The 20,372-nt window shown below is 42.3% G+C and carries 15 protein-coding genes; 3 read left to right on the top strand and 12 right to left on the bottom strand.

What is annotated here, in order from left to right:
• The first annotated feature begins 173 nt into the window (after positions 1 to 173).
• On the top strand, positions 174 to 1,118 hold the full coding sequence (locus tag V1500_RS08050; protein WP_409305046.1) for a CAP domain-containing protein: 945 nt from the start codon (positions 174 to 176) through the stop codon (positions 1,116 to 1,118).
• A gap of 346 nt (positions 1,119 to 1,464) precedes the next feature.
• On the opposite strand, the gene kynB is transcribed toward V1500_RS08050, so the two are convergent.
• From kynB to kynU, 3 genes are all read right to left on the bottom strand, one after another.
• Positions 1,465 to 2,088, bottom strand: coding sequence for an arylformamidase (kynB, locus tag V1500_RS08045; RefSeq protein ID WP_409305045.1), 624 nt, complete (start codon positions 2,086 to 2,088; stop codon positions 1,465 to 1,467).
• 64 nt (positions 2,089 to 2,152) lie between these two features.
• The gene (gene kynA, locus V1500_RS08040; protein ID WP_409305044.1) at positions 2,153 to 2,995 is read right to left on the bottom strand and encodes a tryptophan 2,3-dioxygenase; all 843 of its coding nucleotides are present in this window, start codon (positions 2,993 to 2,995) and stop codon (positions 2,153 to 2,155) included.
• Between the two features lie 28 nt (positions 2,996 to 3,023).
• Positions 3,024 to 4,298 carry a kynureninase gene (gene kynU / locus V1500_RS08035; protein WP_409305043.1) on the bottom strand — a complete coding sequence of 425 codons (1,275 nt, stop codon included), beginning with the start codon at positions 4,296 to 4,298 and terminating at the stop codon, positions 3,024 to 3,026.
• Between the two features lie 165 nt (positions 4,299 to 4,463).
• On the opposite strand from kynU, the gene V1500_RS08030 reads away from it, so the two are divergent.
• A complete protein-coding gene (locus V1500_RS08030) occupies positions 4,464 to 4,619 on the top strand; it encodes a hypothetical protein (RefSeq protein WP_409305042.1) in 156 nt (51 codons plus the stop codon).
• 263 nt (positions 4,620 to 4,882) lie between these two features.
• On the opposite strand, the gene V1500_RS08025 is transcribed toward V1500_RS08030, so the two are convergent.
• The 5 genes from V1500_RS08025 to V1500_RS08005 all read right to left on the bottom strand — a co-directional run bounded on the left by V1500_RS08025 (position 4,883) and on the right by V1500_RS08005 (position 11,873).
• Positions 4,883 to 5,914 (bottom strand): threonine aldolase family protein, encoded by a 1,032-nt coding sequence (locus V1500_RS08025; RefSeq protein WP_409305041.1) that lies wholly within the window; start codon positions 5,912 to 5,914, stop codon positions 4,883 to 4,885.
• Between the two features lie 702 nt (positions 5,915 to 6,616).
• Positions 6,617 to 7,099, bottom strand: a complete 483-nt coding sequence (locus V1500_RS08020; protein ID WP_409305040.1) for a DinB family protein — start codon at positions 7,097 to 7,099, stop codon at positions 6,617 to 6,619.
• Between the two features lie 252 nt (positions 7,100 to 7,351).
• Entirely contained in the window at positions 7,352 to 8,680 is a 1,329-nt protein-coding gene (locus tag V1500_RS08015; RefSeq protein ID WP_409305039.1) for a serine hydrolase domain-containing protein, read from the bottom strand.
• A gap of 398 nt (positions 8,681 to 9,078) precedes the next feature.
• The gene (locus tag V1500_RS08010) at positions 9,079 to 10,539 is read right to left on the bottom strand and encodes an aldehyde dehydrogenase family protein (protein WP_409305038.1); all 1,461 of its coding nucleotides are present in this window, start codon (positions 10,537 to 10,539) and stop codon (positions 9,079 to 9,081) included.
• A 131-nt stretch (positions 10,540 to 10,670) separates the two neighbouring features.
• Positions 10,671 to 11,873, bottom strand: coding sequence for an MFS transporter (locus V1500_RS08005; RefSeq protein ID WP_409305037.1), 1,203 nt, complete (start codon positions 11,871 to 11,873; stop codon positions 10,671 to 10,673).
• Positions 11,874 to 12,044: 171 nt separating this feature from the next.
• Between V1500_RS08005 and V1500_RS08000 the strand changes: the two genes are divergently transcribed.
• Positions 12,045 to 12,923: a LysR family transcriptional regulator gene (locus V1500_RS08000; protein WP_409305036.1), complete on the top strand. Its 879-nt coding sequence runs from the start codon at positions 12,045 to 12,047 to the stop codon at positions 12,921 to 12,923.
• Positions 12,924 to 13,414: 491 nt separating this feature from the next.
• Here V1500_RS08000 and V1500_RS07995 read toward each other — a convergent pair whose 3' ends face one another.
• The 4 genes from V1500_RS07995 to ppsA all read right to left on the bottom strand — a co-directional run bounded on the left by V1500_RS07995 (position 13,415) and on the right by ppsA (position 19,974).
• Positions 13,415 to 15,148 (bottom strand): methyl-accepting chemotaxis protein, encoded by a 1,734-nt coding sequence (locus V1500_RS07995; RefSeq protein ID WP_409305035.1) that lies wholly within the window; start codon positions 15,146 to 15,148, stop codon positions 13,415 to 13,417.
• 494 nt (positions 15,149 to 15,642) lie between these two features.
• Entirely contained in the window at positions 15,643 to 16,191 is a 549-nt protein-coding gene (locus V1500_RS07990) for a GNAT family N-acetyltransferase (protein ID WP_409305034.1), read from the bottom strand.
• A 203-nt stretch (positions 16,192 to 16,394) separates the two neighbouring features.
• Positions 16,395 to 16,961, bottom strand: coding sequence for a DUF4256 domain-containing protein (locus tag V1500_RS07985; protein WP_409305033.1), 567 nt, complete (start codon positions 16,959 to 16,961; stop codon positions 16,395 to 16,397).
• A 397-nt stretch (positions 16,962 to 17,358) separates the two neighbouring features.
• On the bottom strand, positions 17,359 to 19,974 hold the full coding sequence (gene ppsA, locus V1500_RS07980) for a phosphoenolpyruvate synthase (RefSeq protein ID WP_409305032.1): 2,616 nt from the start codon (positions 19,972 to 19,974) through the stop codon (positions 17,359 to 17,361).
• Positions 19,975 to 20,372 lie beyond the last annotated feature (398 nt).

Here is a 20,372-nt window from a genome sequence, read left to right as displayed (position 1 = left end):
GATTGATCGATGGCATGTGGTCTTCCACAATATCTACTTAGGAACGGGAAATCTCCCCAGACTTTTTCCTATGATAAAGCATGTCAGCAAGGTAGAATTTGCGTTTATTTCCATTCATACTTTTATAAAAAACATTAAAAATAAGGATGTAATCTTATAAGGGGGCCAGTCATTTGACACTTTACAAATTACATATTCTGTTGATTTGTTGTTTTATGTTGATTATTTCCGGGTGCAATAACGGGGACAAGGACAAGGATTCAGCGAATGAGAGAAAGAAAGATCGGACAGAACAGGCGAGCAAAAATAACGGCAAGGATACGGCAAAAGGCGACAATCGTTATACTGAAGGAATTGACACTCTGGAAAAAGGCGCAAAACAAAAGAAGAATAAAAACCAGGACATTTCCAGTTTGTGGACAAACATGTCAAGTGATGTATACCCACAAACGAAAGCTGTAGAAGAACAGGATGCAAGATTTGGATTTGAGGAATTAAATCCGGGACAGGGTGACAACGGTGGTACTCAGGTACAGACAGACCAAGGAGATTCAAATCAAGAAAAATCTCAACAGCCTGGGATTCAGCAGCAGACACCGCCAGCCAGACAACAGCCGGCGCAAAAGCAACAGACGCCACCCCAGCAGCCAGCCCAGCAACAGCCATCACCACAACAGCAGACACAACCAACTCAGCAGCCAGCTGGACAACAAACTAATGGGCAAACGGCCGCAAGTGACGTATATCAAATAGTACAGCGCGCCATAGAATTAACGAACCAGCAGCGCAGGCAAAATGGGCTGCCCCCTTTACAGGCAGACACTCAATTAAATGGAGTCGCACAGACCAAAGCGCAGGATATGCAGCAAAACAATTATTTCTCTCATACAAGTCCTACGTATGGTTCGCCTTTTGACATGATGAGGGATATGGGTGTAACATACAGCGCTGCAGGCGAAAACATTGCGCAAGGCCAGAACACCGCTGAACAAGTGATACAGGCTTGGATGAACAGCGAAGGGCATCGTAAAAACATCTTAAGCACTAAGTATACACATATTGGAATCGGGTGTGAGACTTCCGGCTACAATTGGTCTCAAATGTTCATTGCAAAATAGGGTTCTCCGGAGTTGAATTACGCATTATTTTAGTTAAAAACCGAAACAGGCTTGGCACATAAAATCGGCAAACCCGTACCTACATTAATTTGATTAGCCAAGAATGCTCAGAGTACTATAATCTCTGAGCATTTTTTATTAACATCTTTAGTAAGCCTCGTTTCCTAAGCCGGATTCATTTGTAAGATTTTTCCTGCCGTTCGACTTTCATAGAAATAACTTCCCGATTTTGATCAAAAAGAAATGTAAATCTGAGGTCATGTACTAAAAACTTGCCTACCGGCTCCTGCTAATTTACATTCCATACTATCAATTATTTTAGACGATTCCCTTTTCATTTCAATCATTATATCTCTCTGAGAATAGCACGCACCGGGCTCCCATCCGCTTCGACCAGCGGCAGGGGCAGTGCTGCCAGTTCATATTCACCTGAGATCACTTCTTCCAAGACAAGCCCCTCCAATATATGAATCCCATGAGCTGTCAGTTCATGATGTGCAGGCAGTTCTTTGCTGTCAAGCGGATCTACGGAGGGCAAATCCAATCCCAGCAGGCGGATTCCCTGCTCAGCGAGATATGCTGCGACACCGGTTTCTACATGGGGAATCGATTCAGGGAACTCACTGCGGTCTGTCCAGCCATCTGTCCGGATGATCAGACGCTCCACCCCTTTTATAGTATGATTCTCTAACTCTCTCAATCCGATACTGGAAATGCCGCCGAGGTGAATTACCTTAGCCTTCCCTATGTATATATCGACATCCAGCTCGATTACTTTTTTTCCTTCATTATCAAAATGAAAGGGTGCATCAATATGGGTCCCTGTATGGGTACTCATGGTCAATTGCCCTACATTGACCGACCCGCTTTCGTCCTTGCTCCAATTGACGTTGTACGTAAACGGCGTATCACCAGGCCAGGTGACAATATTATTGTCCAGAGGCTGAGAAATATCTCTCCATTTTTTCATATTTATCTCCTATTCTATAAAAAAATCCATAACAAGTCTGATGGTTTTTCATGACCTTTTGTCATTACAACTTTGTCCTCAAGCTCCACAATTCAGGGAAAAACTGATGGTCCAGCAGCCTTTTTAAATATGGAACACCTGAAGAACCGCCCGTGCCCTGTTTATGGCCGATAATCCTTTCAACCGTAGTCAGGTGGTTAAAACGCCAAATTTGCTGCTGGCTGCCTATATCCACCAGTTTTTCAGCCAGTTCATAAAGGTCCCAATATTGGCCAACATCGCGGTACACAGTCAGCCAGGCCTTCTCGACACTGTCATTATGCTGGTAATTTTGAGACCAATCGCGAACCAAAGCTTCCTGGTCAATTGGAATTCCTTTGGATGCCAGAGCCTGGATTGCCGCATCATAAATACTTGGTTCGTTTAGGGCAGCCTGCATTTTCCCGTACAGGTCAGCATCATGCCGGTAGACAGCCAGCATCCTTTCATTTTTGTTCCCCAACACAAATTCAATCAGCCGGTTCTGATATGATTGAAAGCCTGACGAGCGGCCGAGCATATGCCTGAACTCCATGTATTCCGAAGGAGTCAGCGTAGAGAGGATGCCCCATGACTGGATAAGCTGCTGCTGGATTCTTGAAACACGGGACAGCATTTTGAAGGAAGGTTCCAAATCATTATTCCGGATACAGGCTGTAGCCGCCGACAGCTCGTGCAGCACGAGTTTCATCCACAATTCACTTGTCTGGTGGATCACGATAAACAGCATTTCATCGTGATGGTCCGATAATCGGTGCTGGCTTGAAAGAATTTTATCCAAATGAAGATAGTCACCATAGGACATATCTCCTTGAAAATCTGTATGAATTTGCTTTTCATGTTTTTCCTGTCCGGCATCCTCACCCATGTTTCCCTTCCTCCCCCCAATTCAAAGATCAAGCTACTATATCGCGCTCATTTTTAAACTTTTCATATTGCTTTTCTGCCATAATCTTTTTTAGTATTTGGAGCGTTTCCCATATTTCATAATAAGAGGTATACAATGCAATGGGAGCAAGCCTGATAATGTTTGGCGCCCTAAAATCAGGCACTACCCCGTTTTTCTTCAGGGCTTTGCAGATGCGTGCCGCCTCTTCATGCTCCAGGCTTACATGCCCTCCTCTCGACTTATCTTCTCTTGGAGAGCCTATATAAAATTTCATTCCGGCAAGCTCACAATCTATTAAATCTATCAAATATCTGGTCATTCCCAATGATTTCTCGCGAATCCTGTCAATGCCGGCTTCCATAAACATCGCAAGTGACCCGGCTAAGGGGGCAAGGCTCAGGACATGCGGCGTGCCAATTTGAAATGCTCCCGCCGATTCGGCTGGCGAAAACGTATGCTCCATATCAAACTGGGTAGCTTTTCGAGAACCGAACCAGCCTGCGAGACCCGGCTCCGTCCCGAAATGGCGGCGGTTAACGTAGAGGCCTGCAACACTCCCTGGCCCTCCGTTCAAATGCTTATAATTGCACCAAAACGCAAAATCCACGTCCCAGTCTGTAAATGAATGAGGAATCGCCCCTACAGAATGGCAGGCGTCAAATCCAATCAAAATTCCACGCTTATGCGCTTCTTCAGTCAGCCGCTTCATGTCTAAAACCTGGCCGCTTCGATATAAAACTGCCGGCAGCACAATCAAAGCGACCTCTTCAGTCATCTGGGCAATAATGACATCCTCATCCAGAAACCGCCCGTCCGTGCTTTTCACCTGGACCAGGTGGGAGTCAGGGTCGTATGCATGCAGTTTAATCTGGCTTTTAAGAGCATAAATGTCGGAGGGGAATGTTAAGTCATCGGCAAGTATTTTTGTGCGCAATCCCTGCGGTTTGTAAAAGGTTGCTGCCAGCTGGTGCAAATTTACAGTTGTGGAGCCAGTCATGATGACCTCCTCCTCCGAAGCACCTACCAGCAGAGCCATGCTTTTTCCCAGATTTTCCGACATATAAAACCACGGATTTGTTCCTTTAGTCCATCCTTCTATACCATATTGCTTCCAATCATTCAGTGTGTCCAGCACGGCTCGTTCCGCTCTTTTTGACAATAAGCCAAGGGAATTCCCATCCATATAAATCGTATTCGGATCGATATAAAATTCATCCCGGTAATGCTTCAGTTCATCTTGCTCATCCAGGCTTTTAGCATATTCCAGTGAGTAAGTATCCATGGTAAAGCCTCCCTTTACATACTATATTATGGAAATCGTATCGAAGAACCTCCAGGTGTGTCAATGATATACCAGCTAATATACATCGGGTCGGCATGTAAAATAATTGGCTCCAAGCTTTGCGGATAAATTATAATAGAGAAAAATCGTTGGTGGTGATGAGGTATGAACGAGTATAGGGTGACCGTAAAAAATGGAAGCGACGTAATCCTGGAAGATATAATCTTAGGTGAGGACGAACGAGACGCCATCGGCAATCTCCTGATCAGGAGCGAATTATTCAATCAGGAATTTACGGAAATACGGATATTCGAGAAGTAATTTAAGATGAAAACCCAAATGCTCTTATGCGAGAATAGGGTGCGGACTCCATGTCGGCACCCCATTATATATATATTAGTGCAATGTTCTTGATCAGCTCTCCTGCATCAGCAACTGTAAACGGCCTTAGCATTAGGTCACAATCAGCCGTATGTGAAAACATCCCTCTCTCCGCTTCCACCATGCAAGTAGTGGCAACACCATTGATACGCTATTATTTCTATGTAATCAAATTGCTTTTTCGCCCCTGCAATTAATCATGCTTATTTTATAAGAACCTGCTTCAAATCCTCAATAAAGCCCATTACCTTCTCTTCTTTCGTGGCCCAGGATGTTACCAGGCGAATGGCTGATTGGCCCTCGTCCACTTTTTCCCAGATATGAAAAGAATATTTTGTCTGCAGTTCGGCGATGATTTCATTTGGCAGGATCGGGAAGATTTGGTTCGATGGTGAATGAGTAAGGAATGTGAAGCCTTCCTTGCTTATTTCATCTCTCAGGATTCCCGCCATTTTATTCGCATGAAGGGCCAGTTCAAAGAAAAGATTATCCCTGAAAAGTTCAGCAAACTGAATCCCCAGGAGTCTTCCTTTCGCAAGGAGCCCCCCTTTTTGTTTGATATGGTATCGAAAATCCGCCCTAAGCGAATTTTTCACAAGGACCAGCGCCTCGCCCAGCAATGCCCCGTTTTTCGTCCCGCCTATGTAGAACGCATCAACCAGATTCGGAAGGTCGCTTAACTCAATATCATTTTCATCCGAACATAAGGCCGAGCCCAACCTTGCACCATCCAAAAATAGGATAAGATCATGTTCCTCGCAAAAATCCTTTAATTGCTCCAGTTCGCTCTTGACATAAATAGACCCAATCTCTGTAGAATTGGAAATATAAACAAGCTTCGGCTTCACCATATGTTCATCGGTATGGGCCTCGAGTACATCCTGCAAATGTGAAGGAGTAAGCTTTCCGGCCACGGCTTGGACCGTAATCACCTTGTGCCCGGTAGCTTCGATTGCGCCGGTTTCATGTGTCGCAATATGGCCGGAATTCACTGCGATTACAGCCTCATGCGGCCTTAAGAAAGCAGAAATGGAAGTCAGATTGGTTTGTGTGCCGCCTGTCAGCAAGTGAATTTCCACATCCTTGCTTCCCAATCTTTCTTTTAAAAGCTCAATCGCTTCCCGTGAATATCGATCTTCCCCGTACCCTTCTTCCTGCTCCATATTGGATTCAATCAAAGCATTCAATATCCGAGGATGAGCACCCTCGCTGTAATCATTCTTAAAGCTGTACATATGTAATCCTCCTATATTTTTAACACCTCTTGTTTTATCGTATCATATCATGGTTTGAATCTACCTAATGTTTTTCAATACTGCGTGCTGAGATTCGCACTGCCCGTAACCCTCGCATTGTTCGACATAAAAAATACCGCCTGGATTTATAGCAATGTGCCCGGAAAATGTCTGTAACAGCAGACTCCCATACGAAACCGTTCAATCATAAATATCGGACTTCGAGCATAAAAGTCAGAGTTTCGCTCATATTTCGGTTGCGAGTATAAAAGTCATAGTTTCGCTCATAATTCGGTTGCGAGTATAGAAGTCAGAGTTTCGCTCATAATTCGGTTGCGAGTATAGAAGTCAGAGTTTCGCTCATAATTCGGTTGCAAGTATAAAAGCAGGGCATTCACTCATAGTATTTGGTTTCGAGCATTTAAATAAGAAATCCGCTCATAAATGTTTGATATCGAGCATAAATCCCGGCATTTCGAGCAAAAAACGCCTAATTTCAATCATGAACACCCTCAATATCACATATCCATATACCTGCATGCAGGTTCTACGGAAAAATAAGTCAATTTTTCTGTTAGGTGCTTTTTTTCTATAAAAATAGAACGAAAAAAGCGATCCACAGACCGCTTTTTAAGAGATTTATATTTTTTTAGCATGTACCGCAGAATGGTACTCTTACCTTGTGTGTGTATGTCCGTTACCTCATAGTCCGCTCTTCAATTCTTCAATCTGTGCAAGATGCCTTTTTTCATGTAATCCCACAAACGGAATCCATTGTTTTAAGCTTAATTCACCAAACACCGGATGGACGTACGATCTTTGTTCTAATAATGTTGGGTCAGCAGTATTTACTACGTTAGAAAATGCTTCTCTGGATTTAGAAAGCTTATTCTTCATTTCTTCCAGCGTCATAAAATCTTCGGAAGGCACCATAAAGGAAGGGGACTGTGCTTTAGTCGTGCGAACAACGGTCAATTCAATCGGTTTATCACTGACCTTTTTACTCCCTCCATTTACTAATTGATGCGAAATCATATTCGTAATCGTCCGTTCTGTCAGGTAGAGATGTTCCAGGACCTGCATGATGGTCCATTTCCCTTCTTCCAGCTTTACATTCAATCCTTCATCAGACAACCCCATGACCGCTTGCAGAACTTCTTCTCTAATCTTGTTATTTGCCTCCATCGCTGCTTCTCCCTCCATCAAATTGTAAGGATATTCCAAATCCTATTATAATATGAATATAAAAGAATTCCATCTGCTTTTCACAAGGTCCCCACAAAACCACACTGAATATCGTTGCATCCTCCATAAAGTGATTTTTAATAAATGGTACATCGGAGGCATGGTTCTCTGGGCATCCATCCCCGTCCGAGTAAGCAGAATATACAAGAAGCGATGAGCATATTTTATAGTGATATGCCTTGCATTATTTGATTAAAAACCTTCAATTCCTCTTTGTGTAGATACAGCTTCTACATACTTTGGCACATATGAGGCCTTCCTCCCATGACAGTCCTCAAAGTCCAGCGACTCTACAGACCCTTCTGAATTTATTTGGAATATATATTGATCACGAATGAATTCACCATGAAACATAACCTGTCCCGAAGCCTCAGAAACCGGTACTAGTTTTAATTTATATGGCACACCGTACATTTTGGGCACTATTGCATAAAGGTCATTTTCCAGACTGATTTGAATCTCGGTGTTTCCAGATTTGTAGCTGCCTGCAAAGATTCCTGGACTTTGCATTACATTCAGAGGAGATGTCTTGTTGACTTCCTTGACAGGGCGTCCCAATACCATATTCGCCAAATCCCCGCTAATTTGAGTTACTGGCGTTATGTTAATATTGCTCAATACAATGACCGCCAGCTCTTTGTCCAGGTACAAGTCAATATTGCTTGCAAAGCCGTTGATATCACCAAAATGGCTCACATGATTCTCCCCATTTTTGAACCATCCATACGCATACTCATGCTCGCTGCCCGTGAACATTTGATTCTGCAGGTTATCTGACAGGAATTCATTGTTCATCAAAGCCTGTGTCCATCTGTACAAATCCTCGGCTGTCGAATAGAGCCCGTACGCCCCTAAAGGGAATGACATATCTATGAATTCCGTGTGGATCACATCCTTCCAGACCGTATGCCCGGTTGATAGAGACTTTATGATGGTCCGGCCGTTATCTACTCCCGTGTTTTTTAAGTTCAATTTCTTAAGGATTGTTCTATCCAAAAATTCAGCATATGTCATCCCGGACACCTTTTCAATCATCGAAGTTAACAGCAAATACCCGGAATTGCTATACTCCATCCTCTCTCCAGGCTGAAAATCTAGCGGGATGTCTTTAAAGGACTGGATAAGCTGACCCAAGGTGGATGGCAGCCGCATTTGGTTTGCCCAATACTCAGGTGAGCCCGTAAAATTCGGAATTCCGGCAGTATGGGTTAATAGATGACGGATGGTGATCCTATCTCCTCCGGGATACTCCGGAAAAATGTTTTGTATCGTTTTGGAAATGTCCAGCTTTCCCTCCTCATGAAGGATAAGGATCGCCATTGCTGTAAATGCCTTTGTAATAGACCCCACCCTAAACTTGGTAGCGGCTTTATTTTGTATATCATATTGAAAGGAAGCTTTGCCGTAACCCTCCTTTAGCAGAATTTCCCCTTTATATCCGACCAGCACCGAACCGGTGAAATGGTTGTTTGCGGCCATGTTATCCATGTAGTTCTTTAATCTGCCCCTAAGCTCTCTCATGTTACCTTCTCCCTTCTTAATACCATTATAAAGCATGGCCGCGATGAAATGACATGATGACTGGTGCGTATAAGCCAGCTTTCTGTAAGGATACATACTAAAAAACCGGTCATACTGATATCCCTGGTTTATCGTATACGGCACTTCTGAAGAATGAGAAACGGTCGGTTAAAACCCCTGTGTATAGCAATTTGACAGACAATTACGATAAAAACATCCTGGAGTTTGCTGCTATTTTTTCTTCGTCCATTGCACCATCCCTTCAACCTTTTTCGCTGCCTGAGACGCCCCGCAGCCATCCCGATACAAATCTCACCAAGGCATTTAAAATAAAAAAACAGCAACCCCTTTACAGAAAGGGATTGCTGTGTGTAATTCCTGCTATTTTTTAGTATCTATTAGAATGGGAATTCGCGGTACTTGGACTGGATAGAAACCCACTTCGTTACCGTAAATTCTTCCACAATCCAAGGGTTCCCGAAACGGCCCATTCCGCTTGCTTTATTTCCTCCAAATGCAACATTAGGAGCATCGTTTACAGTCTGGTCATTGACGTGAGTCATACCGCTGTCAATTTGAAGCGCAAGTTGCTCGCCTCTTTCGATGTCAGTTGTGAATACTGCTGAACTTAAGCCATATTCTGTGTCATTGGCAATATCGATTGCGTCTTCGTCTGAGTCCGCTTGAATAATAGAAACGACTGGAGAGAACATTTCTGCCTGTGCAATCGCATCAGAATTCCTCACATCACGGAAGATGGTAGGTGTGATGACGTTGCCAATGCGTTTTCCTTCCAATGCCAAGGTGTTTCCTGCATTTTTGGCTGCTTCAATGAATTGTTCTGCCTTTTCTGCCTGGCGTTCATTTACAAGAGGCCCTACTACAGTTTTAGGATCCAATTGGTCACCGTAAGGAAGTGCTTTTGCACGCTCTACAAATTTGGCAAGGAATTCTTCATACACATCCTTATGGACAATGATTCGGTTAATACACATGCAAATCTGTCCCTGGTGGATGTATTTTCCGAAAATGGCTGCGTCCACTGCACGATCCACATCTGCATCCGACAGTACGATGAATGGATTATTTCCGCCAAGTTCAAGGGCAACACGCTTTAAATTCCTGCCGGCAATTTCACCGATATGGCGTCCTACAGGTGTAGAACCAGTGAAGCTGATCAATTTCGGAATCGGGTTTGTCAGCATGCCGTCGCCAATTTCGGTCAAATCGGTCTGAATGACATTCAGCACGCCTTTTGGAAGGCCAGCGTATTCAAACGCTGCTGCAATGATGTTTCCGCCAGTGTACGCGACCTGGATGTCAGGCTTATGAACGACTGCATTACCCAATGCGATTGCTGGTGCGATTGTTCTCATGGATAAGTTCATCGGGAAGTTAAAAGGTGAAATAGAAGAAATAACTCCCAATGGAAGGCGGTGAATATGGTTCACTTTCCCTTCGATTGCTGAAGATATTTCACGTACCTGATACACTTCATCAACGAAGGTAGCTGCCTCTTCAAGGATTTCAATTGTCAGCTGCAATTCAACGTTGGATTTGATCAATGTGCCGCCAGTTTCTCTTGACATAAGCGGAACGATTTCTTCACGATTGTTTTTAAGGAATTCCAACGCTTTTAAAATAATATCACGTCTTGTTTCCGCAGAAGTCTTTGCCCATTCTTTTTGTGCTTTTTCAGCAATAACAAAAGCCTCTTCTAACTGTTGTAGGCTCGCAATGCTCATATCATTGATGACAGAACCGTCATAAGGGTTCAGAATATCGTATCTGCGCCCGGTTTGCCCCTCTGTCCATTCTCCATTGATGTAACTTTTGTTTAGATTCATGAAATTAACCATCTATGAATTCCCCTTTGTGTTGAAATCTATAATCTTACAACAGGATTATAGTACCAATAATATTTTGAAGTCAAAGTAAAAGCTCGAAAAATGACGAAAAAAGTCGTTTCCCCTCATTTAGTTATGGTGTGTTAATGTCCTTCCACCGTTTTCTGTCCTGTTGGCCTTACAGCATAGCGTCCATGCAGCAGATAGTATACAGCAAGACCGATCAAGACAAGAAAAGCACTATAAAAATACAGAGAACTATGGCCAATTTTAGCGATCACCAGTCCGAAAACAAATGAACCGATCCCAAATCCAAAATCAAAAATAGAAAGAAAAGTGGCCGTTGCCATCGGTCTCTTTTGTACAGGTGCCACCTGGATGGCTATAGTCTGAAGACTTGGGAATACCGTTCCCCAGCCGAGGCCAATCAGGGCAGCTGACAATAGGAACACGAATGCTGAATGGGTTTCACTAAGCAGGAAAGTCCCTATTGCAAAGAAAAGGATGGCCGGATAGATAATGGAATTCGCACCGTAAATATCGAACCACTTTCCGGTAAATGGCCTCGAAACCAAGAGTACCGCAGCATAGACGACAAAGAAATAACTGGCTACCTCCACCAATCCGAGTTCACGTGCATATACCGAGACGAATGAAATGATTGCTGAGTAAGCCAAAGCGAAAAATGCAGCGACAATTGAAATAGGGATGGCTGCCTTTACAAATAATCCTTTTAAGCCTGCCTCTGCCTTCGGGACATCTGCCTTTAGTTTCACTGGTTTATGAGGGATTCGAATGAATAGCCCTGCTGCCAGTGCCAAAACAGCGCTCGCAAGATTTACGATAAACATCGCAGTGGCGCCTGCGTGCTGCATGATCGTCAATCCCAGGAATGGACCTATTACCATGCTGAGATTCATGGTTAAGCCATAATAGCCCATCCCTTCCCCTTTTCTTGATTCAGGAATCAGGTCGGCCACTATAGCACCAGTTGCTGTTGTAGCCATCCCAAACCCAATCCCATGAAAAAAGCGCAGGACAATCAGCGCCGGAATGGTTTGCGGAAAGAAATACAGTGCTGAGGCAACAGAAAGAATCAATAGGGAACCGATGAAGACCATATATTTGCCTGCTTTGCCAATCCACTTTCCTGCCAACGGACGAACAAGTATCGCGGAAATCAGAAAAATCGTCGTAATAAGGCCTACAAGTGTTTCTTTTCCATGCAGATCCTGCAATGAGTAAACAGGCAATGTCACCAACAAATAATAAAAAGTCGTAAAAACAAAAAAGTTTGCTATCGCTATTCCAATAAAATTTTTAGTCCATAATTTAGGTTTATCCAATCATCTGCTCTCCTCGCTATGTAGTTTTTTATGGATAATATTGTTCCCCGGAAGAGTTTTTTCTCTCTTCACTTTTGCTTGGCATGAGAATGATATCATGTTTATAATTATATGAAAAATATCTATATAGTAATTTTTATATATGTTTTCGATATAAAAGGAAGTGTGAGTATGGATATAAGACAGTTTCGCTATTTTCTTGCAATTGCCGAAGAGGGCCAAATTTCACGTGCTGCAAAAAAACTCCACATGGCCCAGCCCCCTTTAAGCCAACAGCTGCAATTAATGGAACAGGAACTGGGAGTGACGCTGGTTGAGAGAAAAAGAAATGGTAAAAAGCTGGAACTGACCGAGGCTGGAAAAATCCTCTATAAAAAAGCACGAAATATGCTGGAGATTTTTGAAGATTCCATCCAGGAAGTGAAAGAAACAGGGGAAGGGCTCAAGGGTACGTTATCCATTGGAGTGGTTCGATCATGCGTGTCATATCTCCCAGAAAAAATGGACACTTTTAATAAACTATACCCTTCCGTCTCTTTTAAACTTACAGGAGGAGATCCTTACGAAATAAGTGAATTACTGGAGCGCCGGGAAATAGAGCTTGCCCTCGTACATCCTCCCCTCGAAATGAAGGGGCTCGTCCAAATTGACCTCGGTAAAGAGCCATATGTATTTGTGTTTCCAAAAGACTGGCCTGCTGCGGCTGGGAAGCACGCCATGGCGTTCAAGGAAATTGAGGACACACCCTTATTATTGATCCGGAGGATAATGGGACAAGGCATTTACGAGCAAATCATCCACGAATGTGAACGGCTCCATATAAACCCGCGGATTATCTGCGAGTGCCCTGATGTCAATATCCTGCTTTCTCTGGTTGCTTCCGGACTCGGCGCAAGTATTGTGCCAAAAACGTCCATTCTGCCATTATTGAGTGAACAGGTCAAGGTGGTAGAAATCACTGACAGCACGCTTTATTCGGACACCGCACTCGTATGGAGCGAGGAACGTTATCTTTCCCAGGCCGCCAGGAGATTCATCGAAATGTTTTAAACATGCACTCAGGGGACATGCCATTAGGGAGCAAGGATGGCGGAACATGTCCCATGCAGTTAAAAAAAGCTGATGCTTCTATTGCATCAGCTTTCTTGGTAATACCAAGTTTTTATGCCGACTTTAGGTTCTCTGAATAGGATTTGGAACAGAAATTGATAAAAATCAAGCTTGTATATCCTCATATTGGCAATGAAGGCCCATAACTTAGTAAAAAATAACCTCGAGCTCCTTCAGGCGACAAAATTCGGATAAAACAGCGGCTTAATTAACAAGAAAAATAATAAGATTGGAAAAAGAATGTGAAATCCTTCATTATGATCTTGAACGAAACATCCTTAATAGGCAAAAAAAAGACCGCCGAAAAGTCATGCTTTCGGACAGCCTTAACGCTATTCTGTATACGATATCATTAAAAGGTAAATCATGATCCCGATTCAGAGGCAAGAAAGTGCGCCTCTCCCCAACTGCTCCATTTCCAGATGTAATGGTTAAATTTTAAATCTGTTAATGGACTGGCCAAGCCTTTCTGCTAGAGCATGCAAGGTTGCCGTGCTGGCAGATACGATCTGCATTTCGTTTTCCTGCTGATCTGTAGAGGCTGCAACTTCCCTTGTCACGCCTGCTGTTTCTTTCGATAATTGTGTGAAATCCTGGACTGAGGCAGCGATTTGCTCCGTATTGGCTGACATTTCTTCCGTTACTGCAGAAACCTCTTGAATTTCCTCGCTGACTTTTACAACAGAAGAGAGTATTTCTCTGAATTGTTCTCCTGTCTCACTAATCGTGCGTGTCCCCAGTTCCACTTCATGAAAGCCTTTTTGCATATTCAATACGGATTCCTGGATTACGTTTTTAAAATTATCCAGAAGTACAGTGATTTTCTGGGTCGAATTTTTGGAGTCCTCTGCCAATTTGCGGACTTCCTGGGATACAACTGCAAACCCCTTACCATGATCGCCTGCTCTTGCTGCCTCGATTGCCGCGTTTAACGCCAGCAGATTGGTCTGTTCTGCAATGCCGGAAATGATATCCAAGATTGATTCAATTTCCGCAGCTTTGTGTGCCAGTTCTTCTATGTTCCGGGTTGAATGATTAACCGTATTCCTTAGACTGTTAATTTGACCAATCGTTGTACCGAGATTATCCAAACCGTTTCTTACCTGCTCTGTTACATTATTCGATTGGTCGCTAACATCAGAAGCCGCAGCAGCAATCCGCTGTATGCCGCTTGCCATCTCCTCAATCGCTCTTACTGATTCTTCGCTGCGCAGCATTTGATTGTCACTGGCTCCGGCAACCTTCTGGATTTCTGCTAAAATCTTGAGGTTTGATTGGTTACTATTCAAGACTCTCTCATCTATTTCCTTAGATATATTGACAATTTCGAATGAAGAATTTTTAATTTCGCTCACCATATCCGCTGTATTCTGGGTCATATATGCAAAAGATTCATGCAGGCTTCGAATTTCATCTTTTCCTCTGACCTTTATGCCTTCCACTATTTTGCCGGCTTCATTGATTTCCCCCTTGGCCATCTCTTCCGCTGCAGCAGTTAACGTTTTTAATGCCTGGAGTTTTCTCTTTAGATACCATACGAGCAAGCCCACGACGACGCCTATAACAAGGATGCTCCAAACCGCTAACATCGGAAGCACCTTCCAGCTTACCTGCCTGGTTATTCCCTCAACGGACTTTGCATCCGTATCAACCCCCAGCACTCCTATGACCTTTCCGTCTTTCTTAATCGGAGCGAATGCGGACAAATAATCCCCATATTCAGGATCCTTAACGATTCCTGTGCTTGAGGTGGCGCCTTTGAAAGCACCTTCTACATCCTTAAAGGTCGTTGCGGTCGTTGGTGCATTAATTTCTGCAGCCATCTTTTCCCCTTTTGGAAATCCGTCCACCATAATACTTAACTTGTTTCCTTCATTGACCGAAACCGTGTAGACATAGGTGGAACCCGTCTTAACCCGTAACTCATTTAACTGGTTTCTCAGCTTCCAATACGTTTCTGTTTCTTTAGGATCATTAAGGAATGACTCGTACTCCACTGGGTCGATTTGCTTTGCAAAGCTTTTTGCAAGATTGATGCTGTAATTGGATACAGATGATTCCACCGAATCGGTAGTGCTTTTATACATCATGAATAAATTCACAACCAGTGACAGCAGCATGCCTAGTACTATGGCACTGCCAATTTTAGAGCTTAATGTCTTCAAAATAATCTCCCCCGCCTAAAAAAGTTATCGCCAACTAATATTGAATGCTATGGACAAGGAGGAATAGTCCACCTGAACCATGTAAAAAGATTCATTATCGTGTATATTTAATATACCAATTTATCCATTTTTTTCAACTTTTTTCGACACAATTATCAAAAAAAACAGAAAACTGGCTGCCGGCCATATTTAGGGGTTTGGAGTACAGAAAAACTGAAGACTGTAGAGGTATAGAATCGCATGAGGCATTATGAAATGTTTTGGCGAATCACATGGGGCATTATAAAATGTTCTGGACATATTTCAGCAGCATGAGAGTTCGGGCGGTGTATGGTTATCCATCGCTGGAATGGTGAGCACAAACCTAGTAACCCGCAGCAATGAAAAGAGCCAAGAGCCATTCCGAAAATACTATAATAAACCCCTATAAACATACTAAAACCCTTCTTGGTTTAAGAAGGGAATAACCGTACATCTTCTTCAGCTGAAGCAACCTATCGCATAGAGTTAATAATCCCATAATACACAAGATTTATATAACGATTTTCTTTCCGGACATGGTCAATTAATATCCCTTCTTGTTTCATTCCTATTTTTTCCAAAACTTTACCTGAAGCTGGATTTGAACTAAAGTAGCGGGCAAATACTTTATGGTATTGCTTTTCAATAAATGCAAATTGTAATATAGCTTGCGCTGCCTCTGTAGCATACCCGTGTCCCCAAAATTCTTCACCAATCCAATACGCTATTTCACCGTTATTAAAATTTTGGTTATTAGAAAGGGCTATAGCCCCATATAATTCTCCAGTTTCCTTATTCGTTATAGCAAATTCATATAATTTATCGGACTTAAAATGGTCAAGATGACGTTTGATCCATGATAAAGCATCTTCCATAGAGTATGGATAAGGCAGGTACAAGGTATGTTTATAAATATTATAATTATTACAAAGTCTAGTAACTGCTGCTGCATCAGATTTTTGAAAAAGCCTTAGCACTAGCCTGTTAGTGGTAATTGTTTTATTTTGAGGATCATATACCATAAGAATGCTCCCTACATAATTTTGATAGCACTAATACCTCAATTAGCCATAAAAGCACTGAACGCTATGTAACCAGAACCATCAAAAATTTTTTAGTACTGACTTTCCTCGTTATGATCTAAATGCCTTATAAAAATGAATGGAACACTATCCTTAAAGCCTTTCCTCAAGTAATCCCTTTCTCAAATTTAAATCTGCAAAATTTAGACCCTTAGCGAGCCACGGAACCCCCTTGCAGCATAATAGGATTCCGCTCCATTGTGATACACAAATACAGTGTCGTAGCGATAATCACAGAAGATGGCCCCGCCAAGTTTTCTAATATTAGCAGGTGTCTGCACCCAGCTCGATGTTTTCATATCGAAATTTTCAAGTTTCTGCAGAACCCGGTATTGCTCTTCTGTTAAAAGTTCAATTCCCATGGCAGTCGCCATATCAATAGCGTTATTTTCTGGCTTGTGTTTTTTTCTTGATTCCAGAGCTTCACGGTCGTAACAAACACTTCTGCGACCTTTGGGACTTTCCGCTGAACAATCATAAAAAATGTATTCGCCCGTCTCTTTATCATGGCCAACAACATCGGGTTCACCGCCAGTTCCCTCCATTTCATTGAGCGACCACAGTTTGTCGGTGTTAGCTTCGATCCTAGCTTGAACTTTAGCCCATTCAAGCCCGTTATGTCGGTGCATGTTTTTCTCAAAACGTGCTTTCAAAGTTCCGAGTAGTTTTTCACTTTGTTCTAGTGACAGCTCCTTATTTCTCTTTGTCATATTATTTTCCCCCTTGGTTTTCCTCTAACTGAATAAGGGCTAAACTGCTCCTTAATGCAATAACTTCAACAAAAAGATGCGTTATCCTTCTTGGAAAACGCACCCGTAACTTTAAAATGCATTTTTTCACATTATTATTATTCACCTTCAAAAATAATAAAAGGCAGCAACTCGTTACCTTAAAGCAACAGTTTAGGGAAGGGAAGCTTCAAGTCTCTTAGACCTCCCTGAACTCCCTGAAAGGCACTTTTGTTTCATCACTAAAAAGTATTACAGACTTTAATTGCGTTCAGCTACTGCCCCCCTATATGTCCTAGTGACAATTATTTGCAATTTAACAAATGTCAATAATTGTTCTAATACGCATTCTCTTCTTTTATGATTAACATGTAAATAATTATAGTATTTCTATATACCCTTCCGTTCCATTCACCCTGATCCTTTGTCCATCCTTGATGATCTTCGTTGCATTTTCCACACCGACAACTGCTGGCAAGCCATATTCACGCGCGATAACTGCACCATGGGTCATCAGTCCGCCAACCTCGGTGACCAGACCTTTTACGGATACAAATAATGGTGTCCAGCCAGGGTCAGTAAAGGAGGTAACTAATATATCTCCATCTTCCAAATGAGCATCTTCCATGTTTAAGATGATGCGTGCCCGCCCTTCTACAATTCCGGAAGAAACAGGCAAACCTAACATAGCTTCGGCTGGAGGATTTTCTCGTTTGTAGTTACCCTCAATAATTTCACCATCAGACGTGATAACACGCGGGGGAGTTAATTTTTCATATAATTTGTACTCGTCTTTTCGTTTACTGATGATCTGATAATCCAGTTTGTTTGTACGTACGACTTCGTAAAGTTCTTCAAAAGTGAGATAGTATATATCTTCTTTTTCATGAATAACGCTGGCTTTTACGAGTAGTTCGGCTTCCTTCAGTAAAGCCTGCTTATAAATGAAATAGCGATTAATCATGCCGTATTTTGGATATTCCCTAAACCCGCTGAAGTTCCGTATTAGGCTGATCATTCGTTTTGTCTCTTCGGCTTTTCGATCACCGTCCGGTAATTGCTTCAATCGTTCTAATAACTCTTGTTCTTTTTTCAAAGCTTCCTGTCGCCCTTGCTCAAATCTCCGATTGCCAGAATTAGGCTCAATTTCTTTGATGTTATTGAGAATCATTCGGACAAGTGCAGTTGGTTTTTCACTCCAACGAGTTTTAGTAATATCGATCTCTCCAGCACATCGCATTCCGTATTTGTTAAGATAACCATAGATAGCGTCTTGCGTTTCCTGTCCACCTTCAAACTTAACCAGTTCATCCAAAAAATTATCATCTTTTACATGTTGTAAATAATCAATTACTTCTGGATAAGGACGAATCACATCTCCAACACCCAATAACTCCAGGCCCATTTCTGAAGTAATGTTGTTTGGTACAGATAAAGAAAGCATGTCTGCTGCGTTTTTTTCACCTAACCACTCGCTGATGTTTTCATTGATCCATGATGAAGCATCCATAGCAGCCATAATAACAGCTGAACTTTGTGGGTCAAATAAAATCTTTTTTAATTGCTGGATATCTTTCAGGATAAAATCAAAAAGATCCGAACCTGATTTCGTTTGGATGTTTTGCGTTAACTCTTCAATCGATGTTTGACTTCTCTTAATCAAATCAGAAACTATTGCAGGATTGTTTTCGATTTGCTCTTGAAAACCCGAAGACGATATACCTTTGTTGCTTTTACGGGGACTGAGTTCTTTTTTATCATTCGATAACGATTTTATAAAATCTCCCCGCTCTAGGACGGTCTTAAGTGCGTCTTTTATGAGTGGTTCAGACTTTCCCAAGACACCCACCACAATATCTCTTTTAACAGGTGAAGCCAGATCTTTTGTGATATCCACAAACAACCTACCACCAGCTTTATACATGGGTCGGGCAGCTGTTAACTGGAATAAAGACAATCCCAATGGTTTCATGGGATCGGTCATCATTTGTTGATGACCGACAGATACATAGACGCGGTTTTCTTGATCATTCACTTCAGGGATGGGGTATAAAGTAGTGATTGGCCGACTCTGGACAATGTAAAATGTATCATCAACCAAACACCATTCTATATCTTGAGGACAGCCAAAATACGCTTCAAGCTTTCTGCCGATCCTTTCAAGCTCCAACACTTGCACATCTGAAAGTGTAGACAGATTCTGGTGATCCCGCCTAATTTCCTTTTCCTCCGTTCCGCCTTCTTTTCGTGTGCATATAGCCAGCTTTTTGGCAGAGATCGTCTTTTCCACAATACAACCTTCCCTAACTTTATAATTGTCCGCTGACACCATGCCAGAGACAAGCGCCTCACCCAGTCCAGAGCTGGCGTCGATCGTCAGCACCTTTCGGTTTGAGGTAAATGGTTCAGCTGTAAAAAGTATTCCGGAAGCTTGCGGGAAAATCATCCTTTGGATAACAACAGACAGATAAACCTTTCGATGTTCAAATCCGTTTTGCATGCGATAAATAACTGCACGATCAGTAAATAGTGAAGCCCAGCACTTACTAATATGTTGTAAAATTGCAGTTTTCCCTTTGATGTTTAGATAGGTATCCTGTTGACCAGCAAAGGAGGCATGTGGTAAATCTTCAGCAGTTGCACTGGAACGAACTGCATAAGCATGTTCACTGCCATACCGGGAGAGATAGTGGGCAACAGCTTTCACAACATCCGAAGGAATTCCTGTTTCCAGAATGACTTTCCGAATCTCCCTGCTGACTTGACCAATTTGCTCTAGATCCTCTGCTTTTAGCAGGGTTAGTTGATCTAACAATGCGCGGAGGGCTTCATTTTTTTCGAGGGATTTTCTATAAGCTTTAGTCGTAACACAAAATCCTTCTGGCACGTGTATTCCATGAATCTTCGATAGTTCCGCTAAATTAACCCCTTTTCCTCCGACCGCCATTTGTATCGTTTTATCAATTTCCGGAAACTCTAGAACATATGGTGTCATTGCTTCCCCTCCCATTTATCGCTACTTACCAAGACGGATCGTATGACAAAAATCGTTCATCTGACCAACCAATTACGGTTACATGTATCACCGAAGAAGTAAATTCATTTGTTTAATACTAACAATTGAATAAATAAAAAACAGACTGAAAATGGTTAGTTAATAATGGTATAATTAAATTAGGGAAAAGGACAGTTACCGTATTATTTATCGTAACTGTCCTTTTTTGTAACAAATCGTCATAATACTATCCTGATCCTTTAGTCCAGCAAACAAAAAAAGCTACTTATAAGCAGCTCAGTTTCTTTTGTCCATACATACCAATGTCACAGTTGGAATCTCTTCTTAATCATTCCCGCTACTTCTTTTGCACCCAGGTCGGTAATGTTTATCCTTAT

The organism is Peribacillus sedimenti, assembly GCF_046237635.1.
GTDB lineage: Bacteria > Bacillota > Bacilli > Bacillales > DSM-1321 > Peribacillus > Peribacillus sedimenti.
The sequence above is the reverse complement of the archived record's forward strand: the minus strand, read 5'-3'. Positions and strand labels throughout refer to the sequence as shown.

Bases quoted from the DNA above. Each gene is read 5' to 3' on its own strand.
- kynB (WP_409305045.1), bottom strand. From the start codon at position 2,088: ATGAAAAAATGGAGAGATATTTCTCAGCCTCTGGACAATAATATTGTC.
- kynA (WP_409305044.1), bottom strand. From the start codon at position 2,995: ATGGGTGAGGATGCCGGACAGGAAAAACATGAAAAGCAAATTCATACA.
- kynU (WP_409305043.1), bottom strand. From the start codon at position 4,298: ATGGATACTTACTCACTGGAATATGCTAAAAGCCTGGATGAGCAAGAT.
- V1500_RS08030 (WP_409305042.1), top strand. From the start codon at position 4,464: ATGAACGAGTATAGGGTGACCGTAAAAAATGGAAGCGACGTAATCCTG.
- V1500_RS08025 (WP_409305041.1), bottom strand. From the start codon at position 5,914: ATGTACAGCTTTAAGAATGATTACAGCGAGGGTGCTCATCCTCGGATA.
- V1500_RS08020 (WP_409305040.1), bottom strand. From the start codon at position 7,099: ATGGAGGCAAATAACAAGATTAGAGAAGAAGTTCTGCAAGCGGTCATG.
- V1500_RS08015 (WP_409305039.1), bottom strand. From the start codon at position 8,680: ATGAGAGAGCTTAGGGGCAGATTAAAGAACTACATGGATAACATGGCC.
- V1500_RS08010 (WP_409305038.1), bottom strand. From the start codon at position 10,539: ATGGTTAATTTCATGAATCTAAACAAAAGTTACATCAATGGAGAATGG.
- V1500_RS08000 (WP_409305036.1), top strand. From the start codon at position 12,045: ATGGATATAAGACAGTTTCGCTATTTTCTTGCAATTGCCGAAGAGGGC.
- V1500_RS07990 (WP_409305034.1), bottom strand. From the start codon at position 16,191: ATGGTATATGATCCTCAAAATAAAACAATTACCACTAACAGGCTAGTG.
- V1500_RS07985 (WP_409305033.1), bottom strand. From the start codon at position 16,961: ATGACAAAGAGAAATAAGGAGCTGTCACTAGAACAAAGTGAAAAACTA.
- ppsA (WP_409305032.1), bottom strand. From the start codon at position 19,974: ATGACACCATATGTTCTAGAGTTTCCGGAAATTGATAAAACGATACAA.